15 protein-coding genes are annotated in these 17,706 nt (G+C 63.5%); 9 read left to right on the top strand and 6 right to left on the bottom strand.

Annotation, left to right across the window (positions count from 1 at the left end):
• Positions 1-6: 6 nt before the first annotated feature.
• From IPF49_01760 to IPF49_01725, 8 genes are all read left to right on the top strand, one after another.
• Positions 7-258: a MoaD/ThiS family protein gene (locus IPF49_01760; protein MBK6286372.1), complete on the top strand. Its 252-nt coding sequence runs from the start codon at positions 7-9 to the stop codon at positions 256-258.
• A gap of 7 nt (positions 259-265) precedes the next feature.
• The gene (gene moaE, locus IPF49_01755; GenBank protein MBK6286371.1) at positions 266-733 is read left to right on the top strand and encodes a molybdopterin synthase catalytic subunit MoaE; all 468 of its coding nucleotides are present in this window, start codon (positions 266-268) and stop codon (positions 731-733) included.
• A 19-nt stretch (positions 734-752) separates the two neighbouring features.
• A complete protein-coding gene (locus tag IPF49_01750; protein ID MBK6286370.1) occupies positions 753-1,229 on the top strand; it encodes a flavin reductase family protein in 477 nt (158 codons plus the stop codon).
• A 3-nt stretch (positions 1,230-1,232) separates the two neighbouring features.
• Positions 1,233-1,784: an NUDIX hydrolase gene (locus IPF49_01745; GenBank protein MBK6286369.1), complete on the top strand. Its 552-nt coding sequence runs from the start codon at positions 1,233-1,235 to the stop codon at positions 1,782-1,784.
• Between the two features lie 64 nt (positions 1,785-1,848).
• Positions 1,849-3,270, top strand: coding sequence for a DNA recombination protein RmuC (gene rmuC / locus IPF49_01740; GenBank protein ID MBK6286368.1), 1,422 nt, complete (start codon positions 1,849-1,851; stop codon positions 3,268-3,270).
• A gap of 48 nt (positions 3,271-3,318) precedes the next feature.
• Positions 3,319-3,792 (top strand): thioredoxin-dependent thiol peroxidase, encoded by a 474-nt coding sequence (gene bcp, locus IPF49_01735; protein ID MBK6286367.1) that lies wholly within the window; start codon positions 3,319-3,321, stop codon positions 3,790-3,792.
• A gap of 121 nt (positions 3,793-3,913) precedes the next feature.
• Positions 3,914-5,014, top strand: coding sequence for an efflux RND transporter periplasmic adaptor subunit (locus tag IPF49_01730; protein ID MBK6286366.1), 1,101 nt, complete (start codon positions 3,914-3,916; stop codon positions 5,012-5,014).
• Positions 5,011-8,064 carry an efflux RND transporter permease subunit gene (locus IPF49_01725; GenBank protein ID MBK6286365.1) on the top strand — a complete coding sequence of 1,018 codons (3,054 nt, stop codon included), beginning with the start codon at positions 5,011-5,013 and terminating at the stop codon, positions 8,062-8,064. Before IPF49_01730 ends, IPF49_01725 begins: the two co-directional genes overlap by 4 nt.
• 7 nt (positions 8,065-8,071) lie before the next feature.
• Here IPF49_01725 and IPF49_01720 read toward each other — a convergent pair whose 3' ends face one another.
• Positions 8,072-9,367: an aromatic ring-hydroxylating dioxygenase subunit alpha gene (locus tag IPF49_01720; protein ID MBK6286364.1), complete on the bottom strand. Its 1,296-nt coding sequence runs from the start codon at positions 9,365-9,367 to the stop codon at positions 8,072-8,074.
• A gap of 26 nt (positions 9,368-9,393) precedes the next feature.
• A complete protein-coding gene (locus IPF49_01715) occupies positions 9,394-10,911 on the bottom strand; it encodes an aldehyde dehydrogenase (GenBank protein MBK6286363.1) in 1,518 nt (505 codons plus the stop codon).
• A 182-nt stretch (positions 10,912-11,093) separates the two neighbouring features.
• On the opposite strand from IPF49_01715, the gene IPF49_01710 reads away from it, so the two are divergent.
• On the top strand, positions 11,094-12,146 hold the full coding sequence (locus IPF49_01710; GenBank protein ID MBK6286362.1) for a GNAT family N-acetyltransferase: 1,053 nt from the start codon (positions 11,094-11,096) through the stop codon (positions 12,144-12,146).
• 39 nt (positions 12,147-12,185) lie between these two features.
• Here the strand turns inward: IPF49_01710 and IPF49_01705 are convergent, their stop codons facing one another.
• From IPF49_01705 to IPF49_01690, 4 genes are read right to left on the bottom strand one after another with little or no spacing between them, the layout of a single operon-like run.
• Complete coding sequence (locus tag IPF49_01705; protein MBK6286361.1) at positions 12,186-13,571, bottom strand: glutamine synthetase; 1,386 nt, start codon at positions 13,569-13,571, stop codon at positions 12,186-12,188.
• Positions 13,568-14,386: an enoyl-CoA hydratase/isomerase family protein gene (locus IPF49_01700; GenBank protein MBK6286360.1), complete on the bottom strand. Its 819-nt coding sequence runs from the start codon at positions 14,384-14,386 to the stop codon at positions 13,568-13,570. Before IPF49_01700 ends, IPF49_01705 begins: the two co-directional genes overlap by 4 nt.
• On the bottom strand, positions 14,379-16,499 hold the full coding sequence (locus tag IPF49_01695) for an acetate--CoA ligase family protein (GenBank protein MBK6286359.1): 2,121 nt from the start codon (positions 16,497-16,499) through the stop codon (positions 14,379-14,381). Before IPF49_01695 ends, IPF49_01700 begins: the two co-directional genes overlap by 8 nt.
• Positions 16,500-16,513: 14 nt before the next feature.
• Positions 16,514-17,677: an aminomethyl transferase family protein gene (locus IPF49_01690; GenBank protein MBK6286358.1), complete on the bottom strand. Its 1,164-nt coding sequence runs from the start codon at positions 17,675-17,677 to the stop codon at positions 16,514-16,516.
• Between the last annotated feature and the right edge of the window lie 29 nt (positions 17,678-17,706).

The following is a 17,706-nucleotide window of genomic DNA, read 5'->3' as shown; positions in this document are numbered from 1 at the left end:
GTGGAACTGCAACTGCGATTTTTTGCCAGTATCCGCGAACACATCGGCACTGCGCAGTTGCGCCAGTCCTTTGCCGGCGAGGGAGTCAGCGTTGCAGCCCTGGTGCAGTCTCTCGACCAGGGTCCGCTGCCGGGCTGTGCCCGCTGGCTGCTGGCCGACAACACGATAATAGCGGTGAACCGGGTCGTGGCGCACCCGGACCAGGCATTGTGTGACGGGGATGAAGTCGCTTTCTACCCGCCGGTCACGGGGGGCTGAGGTGGAGATGGCAACACGCGCGGAAGTGGAGATCCGGCAGGCGGATTTCAGCCTCGAAGAAGAGTACCGCGCGTTGCTCGCGGGTGCGGAGGGCGTTGGCGCCTGCGTGCTGTTCAGCGGTCTGGTACGCGATACCGGCGCAGCGGGCTCGTTGCAGGCGCTCGAGCTCGAGCATTATCCGGGGATGAGCGAGTCGAGCATCGCGGATATCATCGCCGAGGCCCGCACGCGCTGGACGATTGCACGGGTGCGGGTGATTCATCGCGTGGGACGCCTCGAGCCAGCTGCACAGATCGTGCTGGTCGGTGTTACCAGCGCGCACCGTGCGGATGCCTTTGCGGCCTGCAGTTTCATCATGGATTACCTTAAAACGCGGGCGCCGTTCTGGAAGAAGGAGATCGGCGCCAGGGGTGAGCACTGGGTCGAGCATCGCGCCTGCGACGGTGAGGCCGCGGCGCGCTGGGCGAAGAATTGATGTCAGCACGAGAGAATTCATGAGCTTTGACGATCTGCAGTTTCGGCAGGCGCTGGGGCGTTTCGCCACTGGAGTGTGTGTCATCACCGCGAACCCGGAGGGGCACGTGCCGTTCGGCCTCACCGTAAATTCCTTTGCCTCGCTGTCACTGACGCCGCCGCTGGTGCTGTGGAGCCTGCAGAAAACTTCCGATACGATGGATGCGTTCCGGGCGGCGAAGCGCTATTGCGCCAATGTGTTGTCGAGCGATCAGCGGGCGATGTCGGGGCGCTTTTCCCGCAAGGGCGAGCATGCGCTCCATGGCGATCAGTATTTCGAGGGTGCCACCGGGTTACCGGTGCTGCATGGCTGTCTGGCCGCGTTCGAGTGCGATATCGAGGCCCGGCATGACGGGGGCGATCACATCATCCTGATCGGCCGGGTGCTGGAGCTCCAGGCGAAGCCCGGCGGACGCGCGCTGCTTTACTACGAAGGCGGATACCGGGAAATCAAATAGCACATGAAATTCTGCAGCAGCTGTGGTCGGGAGCTTGCGCGGCGCGTGCCCGCAAACGATGACCGCGAGCGGCTGGTTTGCGATCACTGCGCGATCGTTCACTACCAGAATCCGCGTATCGTGGTCGGCTGTCTGCCGGTCTGGGAGGAGCGGGTACTGCTGTGCCGGCGCTCCATTGCGCCGCGCCTCGGCTACTGGACGCTGCCGGCGGGGTTCATGGAGAACTGCGAGTCGACCCTCGAGGGGGCGCTGCGCGAGACCTGGGAGGAGGCTCGTGCGCGGGTGCGGGGAGAGAGCCTGTACACGATTTTCGATCTGCCGCACATCAGCCAGGTGTACATGTTCTACCGGGCCGAGCTCAGCGCACCGGAATATTCCGCCGGGCCCGAGAGCTCCGCGGTGGAATTGTTCGCCGAGCATGAAATTCCGTGGGACGAGCTCGCGTTTCCGGTCATCAACGTGACGCTCGAACGTTTTTTCGAGGATCGGCGCCGCGGCGCATTCCCCGTTCACAGCGCGGTCCTGCGTCCGCAGGACTGGCGCCGCAAGGGCTGAAGGGAGCCATTGCCGCGCAGCGATCTTCTATACTTCGGGCGCCGCCTTGCCCAGGTTGACCGTTGTGCCCGATTTGGCCCGATTCACTGATTTGCTGCCGGCCGCGATTGTCGGTGCGCTGTTTGCAGGTGTGCTGGCGCTGATGCTGGGCATGCTTGCGCGGCGCAGTGCCGCGCGGGCGCGCCGCCGGGAATTCGAGGTGATGCAGCAAGTGGCGACCGCGGAGTCTGTGGCTTGCCACATGCGCCAGGAACTGGATGCCGCACGCATCGAGCGGCTCGAGGGTGAACTGCGGCGTCGCGAGGCGCGAATCGATCAATTGCAGCAGAGCCTTGCCCGCGAACAGAATGAACACGCCGCGCTGCGCGCGCGCCAGCAGGAACAGCAGCGTGCCGCGGCCGAGAAGATGCACTTGCTCGAGCAGGCGCGGGCGCAGCTTTCGGTCGAGTTCACTGCGCTGGCCAACCGCATTTTCCAGGAAAAGACAGACCGCTTCGCACGCGAGAGCAAGACCACGCTCGATCTGACGCTGACGCCGCTGCGCGAACAGCTCGCGGAGTTCCGCCGTCGCGTCGACGAGGTCTACACCGGGGATAGCGAGGGGCGGGTCAAACTGCTGCACGAGATCGGCGCGCTGAAGGAGCTGAACCGTCAGATGAGTGACGAGGCGCTGAACCTCACCCGCGCCCTGAAAGGCGACAGCAAGATGCAGGGAGGTTGGGGCGAGGTGATCCTCGAGCGGGTGCTCGAGGAGTCGGGGCTGCACAAGGGCCGCGAGTACGATACCCAGGTGACAATCCGCGATGCCGAGGGTCAGCGGCGCATACCGGACGTGATCGTGCGCCTGCCGGAGGGCCGCGACGTGGTGATCGATGCCAAGGTGTCGCTGCGCGATTACGAGCGCTACTGCTCGGCAACCGACGAGGACCTGCGCAGCGCGGCGCTCAGGGCGCATGTGGGCGCATTGCGAAATCACATCGAGACACTCAGCGTCAAGGACTACCAGGACCTCGAGGGCCTGCGCACGCTCGATTTCGTGCTGGTGTTCGTGCCGATCGAGGCGGCGTTCATCACCGCGCTCGAGCAGGAGCCGGCCTTGTTCCGCCGTGCCTACGACCGCAATATCATCATGGTCAGTCCGACCACGCTGCTCGCGACGCTGCGCACGGTGCAGAGCATCTGGCGCTATGAGCGGCAAAGTCGCAACGCCGAGGAAATCGCACGCGGGGCGGGTGCGTTGCATGATCAGTTCGCGCGGGTGCTGGAGTCGCTCGATGATCTGGGGCGGCACCTGGCACGTACCCAGGGTGCATTCGAGCAGACTCTCGATCGCCTGGCACGGGGTCGCGGTAACCTGGTGAGCCGGGTCGTAAAGCTCGAGAAACTCGGCGCCAGGACCCGCAAACAATTACCCGCGCAGATCCTTGCGATTGCGCAACTGGACGAAGATGCGGATGATGATTCCGTGGACTTGGATGAGCCCTGAGCCGCGGGATCCACGAACGAATGGTCCATATACGTCAGGAGACACGCTATGGCATTTCCGAAAATCGGCAATCTCGCACCGCTGTTCAGCCTGCCCAACCAGGACGGGCGGATCATCAGCCTGAAGGATTTCAGGGACAGGAAGACCGTGGTGCTGTATTTCTATCCCGCTGCCATGACACCCGGCTGTACCACCCAGGCCTGCGGTTTGCGTGACAGCGCCGCCCAGCTCGCAAAGCTCGATGCGGTGGTGCTCGGAGTGAGCAAGGACCTTCCGGCGAAGCTGCTGCGATTTCGCGAGCGCGACCAGCTGGATTTCGACCTGTTGTCGGACCCCGATCACGCAGTCTGCGGGAAATACGGTGCATGGGGGCCGAAGAAATTCATGGGGCGTACCTTCGACGGTATCCTGCGCACGACGTTCATAATCGGCAAGGACGGACGGCTGCTCCACGTGATGGACAAGGTCAAGACCAGGACGCACCACGAGGATGTGCTGGCGTTGCTGCGCAACCGCGCTTGATATTACCGTCGCGTAACAGGGAAATTTTGCGCATGACAGGGTGGCGCGACGCCATCTAGAATCCCGTTTTTCGGCCAAAATCAGTCAGTTGGCCCTTTTTATCCTGCGCGGAAAAGCCTTGATGAAGAAACCCATGGTCCTGATGATCATCGCACTGGTGGTGGTGTTCGGTGCGATTTTTGGCTTTATCGAGGGACGCCAGCTGATGATCGAGCGCTACCTGGCGGATTTCAAGCCACCGCCGGTCAGCGTTTCCGCGCAGGCCGCGCGGCAGCAGACCTGGGAGCGCGGCATTACCGCAGTGGGAACGCTGAAAGCGGTGCAGGGAATCGATGTTTCCACCGAGACGTCGGGGGTGGTCAGCAGGATCCATTTCAGCGCGGGCGAGGAGCTGCAGAGCGGAGCGGAACTGGTCAGCCTCGAGGATCAGGTCGAAGTGGCCACTCTTAAAAGCCTCAATGCACAGCGGCGTCTCGCGGAGATCAATTTCGAACGCGATCAGCGTCTGCTCGGCAGCAAGGCGATATCGCGTACCGATTTCGACAAGACCGAGTCGCTGCTGAAGGATATCAGCGCGCAGGTCGAGAAGACCCAGGCGATCATCGCGCGCAAGCATCTGCGGGCGCCCTTTGCCGGGCGCATCGGCATTCCCCTGGTGGAGCCCGGACAATATCTGAACGAAGGGCAGGCGGTGGTCACGCTGCAGGCGCTCGATACGCTGGAAGTCGATTTTTCACTGCCCGAGCAACAGCTGCCGTTGCTGTCCGTGGGGCAGGTCGTGCGTTGCAGCGTGCAGGCCTACCCGGATCAGCGATTCGATGGATCGATCGCGGCAATCGATGCCAAGATCAATGGAAGCACCCGCAACGTGCTGGTGCGCGCGCGTATTCCCAATACCGAGCTGGCGCTGCTGCCTGGAATGTTCGTAAGCGTCGAGGTGGTCATCGATGCCAACGTGGTGGTGGTCACGGTCCCCGAAACCGCGATCAGCTACAACCTGTACGGCGATTCGATATTCGTGATCAAGGAGCGGCAAAACCCGGCCGGCGCGGCAGAGCTGTTCGTCGAGCGTCGTTACGTCGATGTCGGTGACCGGCGCGATGGACGTATCGCGGTGCTCGATGGCATCGCCGTGGGGGATCAGGTGGTGGTTGCCGGCGCGCTGAAACTCGATGCCGGTGCCGCGGTAGCCATCAACAACACGATCGATCTCGGTCGATGAACATTACCGATATCTTCATCCGCCGGCCGGTGCTGGCCACCGTGCTCAGTCTGCTGCTGGTGTTTCTCGGGCTGCGGGCTTATGGCAGCCTCAGCCTGCGCCAGTATCCGGAGATAACCTACCCGGTGATCAACGTGATTACGGTCTACCCGGGAGCCAACGCCGAGTTGATGCAGGGCTTTATCACGCGGCCCCTCCAGCGCGCACTCGCCACCGCCGAGGGTATCGATTATCTCGAATCGCACAGCGAGGACGGGATATCTAATATTTCCGCACACCTGCAAGCCGGTTATAGCGTTGATGCCGCGTTCGCCGACATCAGCGCGAAGGTGCAGCAGGAACGCAAGCAGCTGCCGCGCGATGCCGAAGATCCGATCGTGCAGAAAGAAGCCGGGATGTTCAGCAGCACGTTGTTCTATCTCAGTTTCACGAGCACGGAGCTGTCACGCCAGCAGATCACCGATTATATCGATCGTGTGGTGCAGCCCGTTTTGAGTACGGTGAAAGGGGTTGGCAGTGTAGAGATCCACGGGCGGCGAGATTTTGCGATGCGCATCTGGCTCGATCCCGCGCGCCTCGCAGCCTTTGATCTCACCGCCGAGGATGTCACCGTCGCGGTTACCCGCAACAATGTGCAGAGCGCGGCCGGCACCGTGCGCGGCGAATACCTGCAGTTCTATCTCAATCCGCAGACCAGTATCCGCGACGCCGAAGGCTTTCGCCAACTCGTGGTGCGCCGCGACGCCGGTTCGATCGTGCGCCTCGGTGATGTGGCACGGGTGGAGCTCGGCGCACAGAACTATGACTGGCACGTCAGCGACAACGGTACCGGCGCGGTGTTCATCGCGCTCGGTGCGGCGATCAGTGCCAATCCACTGGAAGTCGGTGAACGTGTCAAGGCGATCCTTCCGCGGATCATCGCGCAATTGCCCGATGGCATGAACGGATCGATTGTCTTCGATGCCACCAGCACCATCCGCCAGTCGATCAACGAAGTCGTCAAGACCCTGGTCGAGGCGAGTCTGATCGTCATCGTGATCATCTTCCTGTTTCTCGGCTCGCTGCGCTCGGTGATCATTCCGGTGATCACGATTCCGCTGTCGCTGATCGGCGTACTCTCGGTGATGCTGTGGCTGGGCTTCTCGGTGAACCTGCTGACCATGCTGGCCATGGTGATTGCCATCGGCCTGGTGGTCGATGATGCGATCGTGGTGGTGGAGAACATCCAGCGTCATATCGAGGAGGGGTCGACGCCGCTCGAGGCGTCATACCAGGGCGCGCGCGAGATCGCCTTTCCGGTAATCGCAATGACCCTGACGCTCGCGGCGGTGTACGCACCGATCGGATTTCTCGGCGGACTCACCGGGAAACTGTTTGTCGAGTTCGCGTTCACGCTGGCCGGTGCGGTGGTGGTGTCGGGTTTGGTTGCGCTTACGCTGTCGCCGATGATGTGTTCGCGCCTGCTGCGACCGGAACCCGCCGGGCAGGGCTTCGCGGGATTTGTGGACCGCAATTTCGAGAGCCTGAAGCGCCGCTACGGCAAACTGCTGCGGCACACCCTCGATAACCGCCGGGTGGTATTTGTTTTTGCGGCAACCGTCCTGGTCAGCATTTTCTTTCTGTTCCGTGCAATACCCCAGGAACTGGCGCCGACCGAGGATACCGGCGAGGTGTATATCATGGGCCAGGGCCCACTCAATACCACGGTCGAATATACCCTGATGTTCGTGGCCCAGGTCGAGCAGGTGCTCGAAGCAGTGCCGGAACATGTCCGGCATTTCCTGGTGAGTGGTGCGATGGGGCAGAACACGTTTTTCGGGATGCTGATGCTGGATCCGTGGTCCGAGCGCGAGCGCAGTGCGATGGATGTGCAGCAGTCCCTGATGGACGAACTGGGTCATATCACCGGGATGCGGGTCAATACGTTCAACTTTCCATCGATTCCCGGTGCTTCCGCGGATTTGCCGCTGAAGTTCGTGGTTTCCTCGACCGGCTCCTACGCACTGGTATATCAGGTTGCCAAAGAGATCGAGGCCAAGGCACGCGCCAGCGGCCTGTTCGTGTACGTGGAATCGGAGCTGCGCTTCGACAAGCCCGAAGTGCGCCTCGATATCGATCGCGACAAGGCCGCTCGACTCGGCATGAATGTGCAGCAGATCGGCGCCATGCTGGCGACCTTTCTCGGTGGCAATGAGACCTCCCGGTTCAGCCTCGACAGCCGCAGCTATGAAGTCATCCTGCAACTCGAGCAGGAGTACCGGCTTTCGCCCGAGCGCCTCGATACCTATTATCTGCGCACCGGCACGGGCGAGCTGGTGCCACTCTCGGCGGTGGTCACCCGTTCGCGCGAGAACCGTCCCAACCGGCTGACCGAGTTCCAGCAGCTCAATTCCGCGACCATCGGCGCGATGATGAGCCCCGGCGTTTCGCTGGGGCAGGGGATTTCCTGGTTCAATGAGCAGGCGCGCGCCCTGCTGCCCGATGGCTTCAGTGCCGACTATGTCGGGCAGTCGCGGCAGTTCATCGCCGAGGGCAGTGTGCTGATCTATACGTTCCTGTTTTCCTTTGTGCTCATTTACCTGGTGCTGGCCGCGCAGTTCGAGAGTTTCAGCGATCCGCTCACGGTACTGGTGAGCGTGCCGTTATCGGTCTGCGGAGCGCTGGTGCCGCTCGCGCTCGGTATGGCAACCATGAATATCTACACCCAGGTCGGACTGCTGACGCTGATCGGCCTGATCAGCAAGCATGGCATCCTGATCGTGGATTTTGCCAAGCGGCTCCAGGAGCGCGAAGGGCTCTGTGCGAGCGAGGCTGTACTCGAAGCCGCGACGGTACGTCTGCGGCCGATCCTGATGACCACCGCGGCAATGGTGTTCGGGGTGATGCCCTTGCTGATCGCCAGCGGCGCCGGTGCCCAGGCACGCATCTCGATCGGCATCGTGATCACCTTCGGCATGCTGGTCGGAACGTTGTTCACCCTGTTCGTGGTGCCCGTGATCTACAGCGTGGTGGCGCGTCGGCGCAGTATCGAGACCGCGCACCCTGCCTGAAGCGCGGTCAGGAGGCGCTTCGCAGCGAGGGATTGTGCGTGGAGCCGCCTTCCTGTTGCTGCAGCGCAGCGAGGTACCAGCTGATGAACTTGATGCTGATTTGCTCGAATTCCGGGTGATACGGGCCGGGTTCGTAGAAGCGGGAGTTGGCGCCCTCGCTGTTGCGCTTGATGATGAACTCGTCCTCGAGCGTGGTGTTGTGCCATAGCCAGATCAACTCCTCCTTCCGGTAATCGCGTCCCTCCACGGCATTGCCGTTCACGAACCACACGATTTCCATGTCGGTCGCGGTGAGCGAGCGTGGTGTGAACCGGTACAGCACGCAATGGTCCGGATAATTCAGCATGAAACACAGCGGCCCGAACTGGAAATCGCCGGCGCCGCCGTCGTAGCCCTTGAAGGCACCCATCAGCGGCGCGACCGGTTTGCCGTCGCGGCTGCCGGTCACGAAACCCTCGTACAGCGCGTAGCGGCTGCAATAGGCGCAGGCGCCGAAGCCGGGGGCGGCAGCATAGATCTGTTCGAAGTCGCGGGTGAGATCGCGGACGCCGGTTTGCTGCTCCGAGCGCTCGTACAGCGCAGCGCGCAGGTGCGCAATGTTGATGCCGAGCTCCTTGATCGTATGCATGCGGGCATAGCTGCGGTGCGAGGTCGCGCAGTGATAGCACTCGACGTAGTTCTCCAGTGCGAACTTCCAGTTGGCGTCGACCTTGTAGACCTGGCGATGGGCCACGCGCGCGCTGCCCAGATCGTAGGCGGCGAGCGCATGCTCGACACCGTCGAGCGAATGATTGAAATCGAAAGCCTGCGGATCGCAGTTCATGAAGATCATTCCGTGGCGCAGCACCACGCGGACTTCCCGCAGGCCGAACTGCTCGGCCTTGAAAGCGGGCAGGCGGTCCATGTGGCGTGCGCTGCGCAAGCCGCCGCCGCAATCGTAGGTCCAGCCGTGGTAGGGGCAGACAAAGGTCTTGCGGTTGCCTTCGGGATCGGCGCAGACGCGCGCGCCGCGATGACGGCAGCTGTTGACGAGTGCATGCACTTTGCCGTCCGCGTCGCGGCTGATGATGAACGCGTCCTCGCCGACCTCGTACTGGAAGAAATCACCCGGGTTCGGAATCTGGCTCTCGTGCCCCGCATACAACCAGCTGCGGAAGACCATCGACTCGAGCTCATGGCGATAGGTCACGTGTGAACGATAGAAATACCGGTCGATGGAGTAGCCGGGCTTCTGTTGCTGGGCCCTGGCCATCGCGCGCATCCGCGTGACGCTGTCCTCGACGTCGGTGGCAATGCTGTACATCGGTTTTTCCTCCCGTCAGCGGCCGATCAGAAGCGGATCCAGGCCGACTTTTCCTGTGTGTATGAACGCACGCTGTCCATGCAATTGTCCTTGGCGTTGCCCGACTGCTTGTAACCGCCGAAGGGTTGCGTCATGTCACCGTCGTCGAAGGTGTTGACCCACACCACGCCCGCCTGGATTTCGCGGATGAAGCGGTGGGCAGTGCCCAGATCGCGGGTCCAGATGCTCGCGGCCAGGCCGTAGATCGTGTCGTTGGCGATGCCGAGCGCCTCGTCGATGTCATCGAAGGCGATCACGCTCGCAACCGGACCGAAGATTTCCTCGCGCGCAATGCGCATATTGCTGTGCACGTCGGTGAACAGCGTGGGGTTGACGAATGCGCCCTCGCCGAGCGCGGAGGGGGTGTCGCCGCCCAGCATCAGGCGTGCACCCTCGCTGCTGCCGCTTGCGATGTATTCGAGCACCCGCCGCTGCGCCTCGCGATCCACCAGCGGTCCCATGGTGGTGGCGGGATCGAGCGGGTCGCCCGGCTGGAACAGCCCGGGCGCGCGGGTGATGAAACGCTGCACGAACTCCTCGTGGATGCTGCGTGCCACCAGCAGCCGCGAACCGGCATTGCATACCTCGCCCTGGTTCGAATAGATGCCGCGGCAGGCGGCCTCCACCGCACGGTCGATGTCGGGCAGGTCGGCAAGAAATATCTGCGGCGATTTGCCGCCGCATTCAAGGGCCACCTTCTTCATGTTCGACTGGCCGGCGTAGACCAGCATCAGTTTGCCGACCGCGGTCGAGCCGGTGAAGCTGATCTTGTCGACGTCCGCATGCAACGCGAGCGCCTTGCCGGCAATTTCGCCGATGCCGTTCACCACGTTCAGAACGCCCGCCGGGCCACCGGCTTCGACAAACAGCTGCGCCAGCAGCAGGCAGCTGAGCGGGGCCTGTTCTGCGGGTTTGAGTACCACCGAGTTACCGGCCGCCAGCGCCGGCGCGATCTTCCAGGTTGCCATCAGCAGCGGGTAGTTCCACGGCGAAATTGCCGCCACCACCCCGTAGGGCTCGCGCGCCACGAAATGCAGCGCATCCGCTTCCGTGCTGGTGACCCTGCCATCGATCTTGTCGATGCATTCGGCGCAGAAACGGATGAAATTGATCACGCTCGGCAGATCGCCTGTCACCACGTCGCCGATGGGTTTGCCCATGTCGAGTGTTTCGAGAACGCACAGGCGATCGGCATTGGCGTCGATCAGGTCGGCCCAGCGCTGCATGATCGCCATGCGCGCGCGCGGCGCGCTTTTTGACCATGTACCGCCCCGGAACGCGCTGCGTGCGGCGCGCACCGCGCGCTCGATATCCTCCTGGCTTCCCGCGTGCACGTCGGCGAGAATCTCGCCGCTGGCCGGATTTACCGACTGGAAGCGCAGCCCGGAATGGCTGTTGCAGTAATCCCCGCCGATGAACAGGCGGGTGTCGGTGTTGGCGATGCTGCGTTCTGCGAGCAGGCGCCATTGCTCATGATCGAGCAATGAGGCGGAATCGAGACTCATGGCACGGTTCCCTGTCTTAAGGAGTGTCAGGCGACGATTATATGTTTGTATAGTATATTGAATGAGCATTGAATCAGCAATATCCAGGCACCGGCCTGCACGAGGTGGCAATGGCGATCACACCAAAAGAAAATTCACAGGCACTGCAGCAGGAACGAAAGCGGCTGCTGATCGATGCGACCATGACCTCGATCGCCCGCCAGGGCTTTTCGAACCTCACGCTGTCGCGGATCGCCGGGCATGCGGGACTCACCGCGGGGATAGTCAATTTTTATTTCAACAGCAAGGAAGCCCTGTTGCTGGAGACGCTGAAAAGCGTCGCGGAGGAATTCGATCACACGGTCTATTCGGCGCTCGATCGCGCCGGATCGTCGCCGGCAGAGCGTCTGCGCGCCGTGGTGCTCGCCTCGCTGGCACCCGAGATCACGGAGCCGCGCAAGGTCGCGGTGTGGTATGCGTTCATGTCGGAGGGGCATGCGCGCGCCGACTACCAGGAAATCTGCGGGCATCGGGATCAGCGCTATTTCACCGAGATCCATGGCTTGTGCCGCGAAGTCATCGCGCTGGCGAACCCTCGCCCGGCGATCAGCGCCAGCGCCATCGCGCACGCGATTTGCGGCCTGATCGACGAGTTCTGGCAGGACGTGCTGTTCATCGGCGCCGACTTCGAGCGCGAACGCGCCAGCAACCAGTGCCTGGCCTTCCTCGCCAGTGTGTTTCCCTGGGCTTACCAGATGCCGGAGGGCGAAGGCGCCGATCCGCAGCACCCGGGCGCAGGCGTCCGCAAACCGGCCATTCGCCGCGCGTCCACCGATGATCTGTCCGAGGTGGCGCGCTTGTTCGACCTGTATCGGCAGTTCTACCAGCAGCCGGCGAACCGGCGCGGTGCCGGTGTCTACCTCGACCAGCGCTTCGCGGCCGAGGATTCGGTGATATTTCTTGCCGAAGACGAAAGCGGGCGTGCGATAGGCTTCACGCAGATGTATCCGGCCCTGTGCTCGGTCGCGATGGCGCGCTATTGGGTGCTGTACGATCTGTTCGTCGATCGCGCGGCGCGCGGCGCGGGTGTCGGACGGATGCTGATGGAGCGTGCCCGCGCCCATGCCGTGGAGAGCGGTGCGCTGCGCATCGATCTGGAAACTGCCGTGGACAACACCATCGGACAGGCGCTGTACGAATCGCTGGGTTATGTACGCGAGACGCAATTTCACAAATACTCGCTGAACCTCGGCTGAACGAGGCCGCGGCAATGCAGGAGAGAGCGTCAGAGCGGCTCAGACGGTTCGCAGGTACCAGCTGAAATCCCGGTCGCTGATCTCGGCATGAAAACGGTCGCATTCGCTGCGCCGATTGATCTCGTAATGCCGGCAATAGCGCTCGCCGAGATAAGAGCGCAGGACCGATGCGCCGGTGAATCGATCGAGCGCGGCGTCCCAGCGATAAGGCACGGTGATCGGCGGGTCCTCGACGAAGGTACCGGATTCGATCATCGGTCCCGGATCGCAGGCGTTCACGATGCCGTGATGGATGCCGGCCAGCACGCAGGCCACGACCAGGTAGGGGTTGGCATCGGCACCGGCCGAGCGGTGCTCCACCCGCATGTTGGGCGGGTCGCAGATCGGGATCCGCAGCGAAACCGCGCGGTGGTTGTAACCCCAGTTCGGGGTCAGCGGCACGAAGGCACCGGGGACGATGCGGCGATACGAGTTCGCGTTGGGCGCAAACACCGCCATGCCCTCGGCCATGGTGGCGGCGAGGCCGCCAATGGCATGGCGCAGCAACGGGGCATGCGCCGGCGCGGCCGCACCGGAAGGGTCCGCAAACACATTGTTGCGGTTGCCATCGTACAGACTCGTATGGATATGCAGACCGCTGCCGGCGTGTTCGGCGAAAGGCTTGGCCATGAACGTCGCGGTCAGCCCGTGGCGCGCGGCGACTCCCTTGATCAGGCGTTTGAGCAGCACCGCGTGATCGCAGGCCAGAACCGGGTCATCGACGTGGTGCAGGTTGATCTCGTACTGACCGGATGCGAATTCCGACAGCGTGGCACCGGCCGGCAGGCCTTGCGCCTCGCAGGCCGCGTACACGTCGGCGAGAAAATCGTCCAGTTCCCACAGGTCCTCGAGCATCGCGTATTGCACGCCGTCCTGACGACGGCTGGTATTGCCGACTCGTGACAGGCGCGGCTGGAGGGTTCCCGCGGCATCCTCCTCGACCAGGTAGAACTCGAGCTCGGTGGCCACCACCGCGTGGTAGCCGAGTTCCGCGAGTCGCGCGACCACGTTGCGCACGATATGGCGCGGATCGCTGGCACAGGGCGTGCCGTCGAGTTCGTCGAGACTCATCAGCACCTGTGCCGGACACGAGGGCAGCCAGGGCACCGGCGCCAGCGAGCCCGGCACGGGCAGTGCAATGCAATCGGGGTCTCCATCGCGTGAACCCAGTCCGAGTTCGGCCACGGTGCTGCCTTTCACGTCGAGCAGGGTGCTGGCGCGGCAGACCTTGAGGCCCTTGTCGTAGAGGGTGCGAAATTCATCGCGGGCGATGCGCTTGCCGCGCAGGATGCCATGGGCATCGACATTGAGCGTCTCGATCATCCGCGTCCCGGGATGACGCTGCAGGAATTCATCCAGTTCCACAGGCGCGACCGTATTGCTCATTCAAGGTTCTCCGTGCTCGATTGGCGCCAGGCAAGGGCGGCTCTCAGGCCCTCGACCTGCAGGATCTCGTTGAAGCGTTGCGACTCGGGTGTTGTGCTGGATTCGATCTCGGCATCGATTTCCAGCGCCTGGTCCAACGCGGTGCGCAGGCCCATGATATCGATGCTGCGGTTGATCGCGCGCTTGGTCAGGCGCACCGCCCGGGTGTCGTTGGCGGCGATCGAACGCGCCAGCGCGAGGCTTTGGGTGTCGAGCTGCCCGCGCTCGACCACGCGGTTCACCAGCCCCATTGCCAGCGCCCGCGCCGGCTCGATGTGGTCATCGCCGCTGAGCAGCATTTCCTTCGCGAATTTCGGCCCGATCAGCCACGGCAGGATCAGGCATACGATACCGCTGCCGTATTTGACTTCCGGAGCGCCGAAGCGCGCGTCATCGGCCGCCAGCGTGATATCGCAGGCCACCGCCATTTCCATCGCGCTGCCGAGGCAGTAGCCGTGCACCGCGGCGATGGTCGGCTTGGGGGAGTCCCAGAAGCGCATGATGATGTCGAGATCGCGCCGCAGTTCCGCGCGCCAGTAGGCGAGGTCTCCGGCGCCGGCATCGAGATCGAAACCGGCCGAAAAGGCCCTCCCGTTGCCGGCGAGCAGCACCACGCGCACCGCGGGGTCGTGTTCGGCACGATCGAGCGCCGCATGCAGTCCGGTGATCATGTGGGCATCGATCGCGTTCAGTTTGTCCGGTCGGTCCAGCGTGATGCGGGCGACCGCGCCATCGCGCTGGTAGCGAACAGTCGATTCGCGAGCGGATTCATCCATGCTGCTGGCTCCTGGTCGCGTCACGCATGCTCTCGAGCGCCGGCACGATGAGCGCATCGAGCCCGATGCAGCCGCTGGGCAAAACCAGCAGCGGATTGATATCGACCTCGCCGATGTGCTCGCGACAGGCATCGGCCAGCACCGAGAGCCGCGAGGCGACACGGCAGAACGCCGCGACGTCGACCGCGGGCGCACCCCGCAGGCCATCGAGCAGCGCACGCATGCGCAGCCTGCCGAGCGCGCGCAGCGCATCGGCCTCGTCGAAGGGCGGCAACAGTACCGTCACATCCTCCAGGAGTTCCGCGTGTACACCGCCAAAGCCCAGCACCACCAGGGGGCCAAACTGCGCATCGCGCGTGATGCCGAGAATCATTTCCACGCCCTCGTCCTCGATCATCTGTACCAGCAGCACGCGCGGTCCGAGACGTTCGCTGATGCGGGCGTAGGCTGCGCGCAGCGCGGCCCGGTCGCGGATGCCGAGCACCACGCCCCCGACATCGCTCTTGTGATGGATCCCGGGCGCAGCCGTCTTCAATACCAGCGGAAAATCCATTTCCGCGGCGCACGCGAGCAGGCTCGCCTCGCTGTCCACCGCACAGACCTCGGGCATCGGGATGCCGATGGCCGCAAGCAATACACAGGCTTGCGCCTCGGTGACCGGCGTCGGATCGTCCAGGCGCTGACGCCAGCGCTGCAGGCTTGCCGCATCCAGCGGCGGGATCGCGCTCCGCTGGCGCTTCCGATGATCGCGATGACCGAGCATGCAGCGCGCACCGGCGAGGAAGCCCGCGACACCGTCGAGCACCGGAAATCCCTCGCGGGTGAGTTGCAGCGCGAGCGGGTCGCTGCCGGAACCTTGGCGCGCTGCGACCAGGAATGCCGGTTTGCCCGAAGCGGCATGGCCGGCGCGCAGATAATCCGCGTAGGCAGGATAGATACGGCTCAGCGGCCCGCGTGCGTGTACCACCGCGCCGAGCGCGGCGCCGGGGTCCGCCAGCAGCGTGGCGAAGCAACGCTGCATCCGGATATTGAAATCCGCGCCGCCGGTGCTCCACGCATCGAGCGGATTCACCGGTGGCAGGCCCGGATCGAGAACCTCCTCGAGATCGCGCGTCGCGGTGGCACCGAGTTCGGTCAGGGCAACGCCAGCGCCGTGGGCAAGATCGATCAGCAGTTGCCGCTCTCCGCCCGAATCGTGCAGGGTCACGATGCCACCTTCACCTGGTGTATGAGGTTGTGCAAACATGATCAGTGCAGTGGCCAGTTCGTCCATGTCGTTGACGCGTTGCACCCCGTAACGATCGAATACTGCCTGGTACGCGGCATCCGCACCGGTCAGCGCCCCGGAATGGGACAGCGCCATCCGGGCGCTGAACTCGGTGCGGCCAACCTTGAGAATGACCAGCGGAATGCCGCGCGCATTGGCTTTTTCGAGACAGGCGATGAACTGCGCCGGCTTGCGCGTGGTTTCGAGAAACAGGCCGACCACGCGGGTGGCCGGCTGATCCAGCACATAATCCAGGTAGTCCTCGATGCTGACCACCAGTTCCTGCCCGGTGGAGGCGGCGAAACTGAAGGCGATGCGCTCCTCGCAATCGAGTATCGCGGACATGCCCGAGCCGGACTGGCTGAGCAGCACCACGTTGCCATCGCGGTGGTGGTCGCGGGTGTCGAAGCCGCAGGCCCACACACCATCGCTGAAGTTGTAAAAGCCCATGCCGTTGCCGCCGGCCAGCAACAGTCCGGCCTCCAGGGCGCGCGCGCGGATACGCTCGCTGAGCACCGGTGTGGTGTCGTCCTCGAGCAGCAGCGTGGAGTAGATCATTGCAGCTCGCGCTCCGTGCCGGATGGCCTCCTCGAGCGCGGCTTCGATGCGGGTGTCGGCAACCGCGAAGATCACCAGTTCCGCGCGCGCGGGCAGTTCGTCGAGCGTGGCGTGGCAGGGCACATCCAGCACCCTGTCGTAGCGCGGATTGACCGCGTGGATGCGACCGGGGTATTGGCCCCGGCGCAGGTTGCGCAGAACCTCGTTGCCCACCGAGGCCGGCCGGGTGCTGGCGCCATAGACCGCGATGGAAGCAGGCCGGATCAGCGCGCGCAGACGATGCTCCATGGCCGGGTGCTCGCTCAGCAGGAGGGCGCCGGGGTCATGCGCCGGCGCTCGGGATCGAATACCGGATCGGTGATCACGCGGCACGTCGCCATCAGCCTGGTCCATTTCAGCTCGCGGTTGTAGTAGATCTCGGCGCTGAGCCGGTGCTCGGGCAATCCCCAGGGCATTTCCAGCGAGGCGAATGCGATATTGGTTTTCGCGCTCGGGCACCAGGCCGCCGAGGTGACGGTTCCCACCACCTGTTTGCGCGCATTGAATATGAACGAATGTTCGGCGGGCTTGTTGCCTTCCACGTCGAGCTTCACGAAGCGATAGCGCGAGCCGTTCTTCTGTTCCGCGAGCAAGGCCTTGCGACCGGTGAAGTGTGGCTTGTCGAAGTCGACCAGCCAGCCGAGCCCGAGTTCGAATGGCGAGCGGGCGCGGCCGGGGCGGATCGTCTGTTCGGCAGGCACGAAGTCGACGCCCGCCTGGATGAAGCCGGCTTCGATGCGCGCAATATTCAGCGCTTCCGAGCCGACCGCGCGGATCAGGTGGTCACGGCCTGCTTCGAACAACGCATCCCACAGCGGCAACGCGAGATCGGGCGTGGTCCACACCTCGTATCCCAGGTCGCCGGTAAAACCGGTGCGCGAGATCATGACTTCACCGTTGGCAAACGGAAAATTGCGCATCCCGAACGGCTTCAGCATTTCGATGCCGTCAAAGCCCATCGCGCGCAGGGTGGCGCAGGAAGTGGGGCCCTGCACCGCGAGCGCGGCGATAGCGGCGGTTTCATCGGTGATCCGCACATCGAAACCGAGTGCCGCCCAACAGAGCCAGTCGAGACAGCGTTCCTGCGAACACAGTCGATAGACGGTGTCGGCCAGATGGAACACCGTGCCGTCGTCCTGGACCTGCCCCTGGTCATCGCACCACACGCTGTAGCCGACACGCCCGACTTTCAGCTTGCTGATGTCCCGGGTCATCAGGCGGTTCAGATAGGCTTCGGAATCCGGACCCTCGATACGGTACTTGGTCATGGGGCAGAGGTCGAATACCGCGGTGGCGTTGCGTATCGCGAAATATTCGAACTCCACCACCTCGTAGCTCGAGGGTGAGGTGTAGCCTTTCCAGTCATACCAGGAATTGCTTTGGTTCAGTGCCTGCACACGATCGTGGAACGCGGTGCGCAGCATCATCGGCGCAGCGTGGCGGATCTTTTCCGGGG

It is taken from the genome of Gammaproteobacteria bacterium, from assembly GCA_016705365.1.
Lineage (GTDB): Bacteria > Pseudomonadota > Gammaproteobacteria > Pseudomonadales > UBA5518 > UBA5518.
This window is presented reverse-complemented; position numbering and strand designations above follow the sequence as displayed.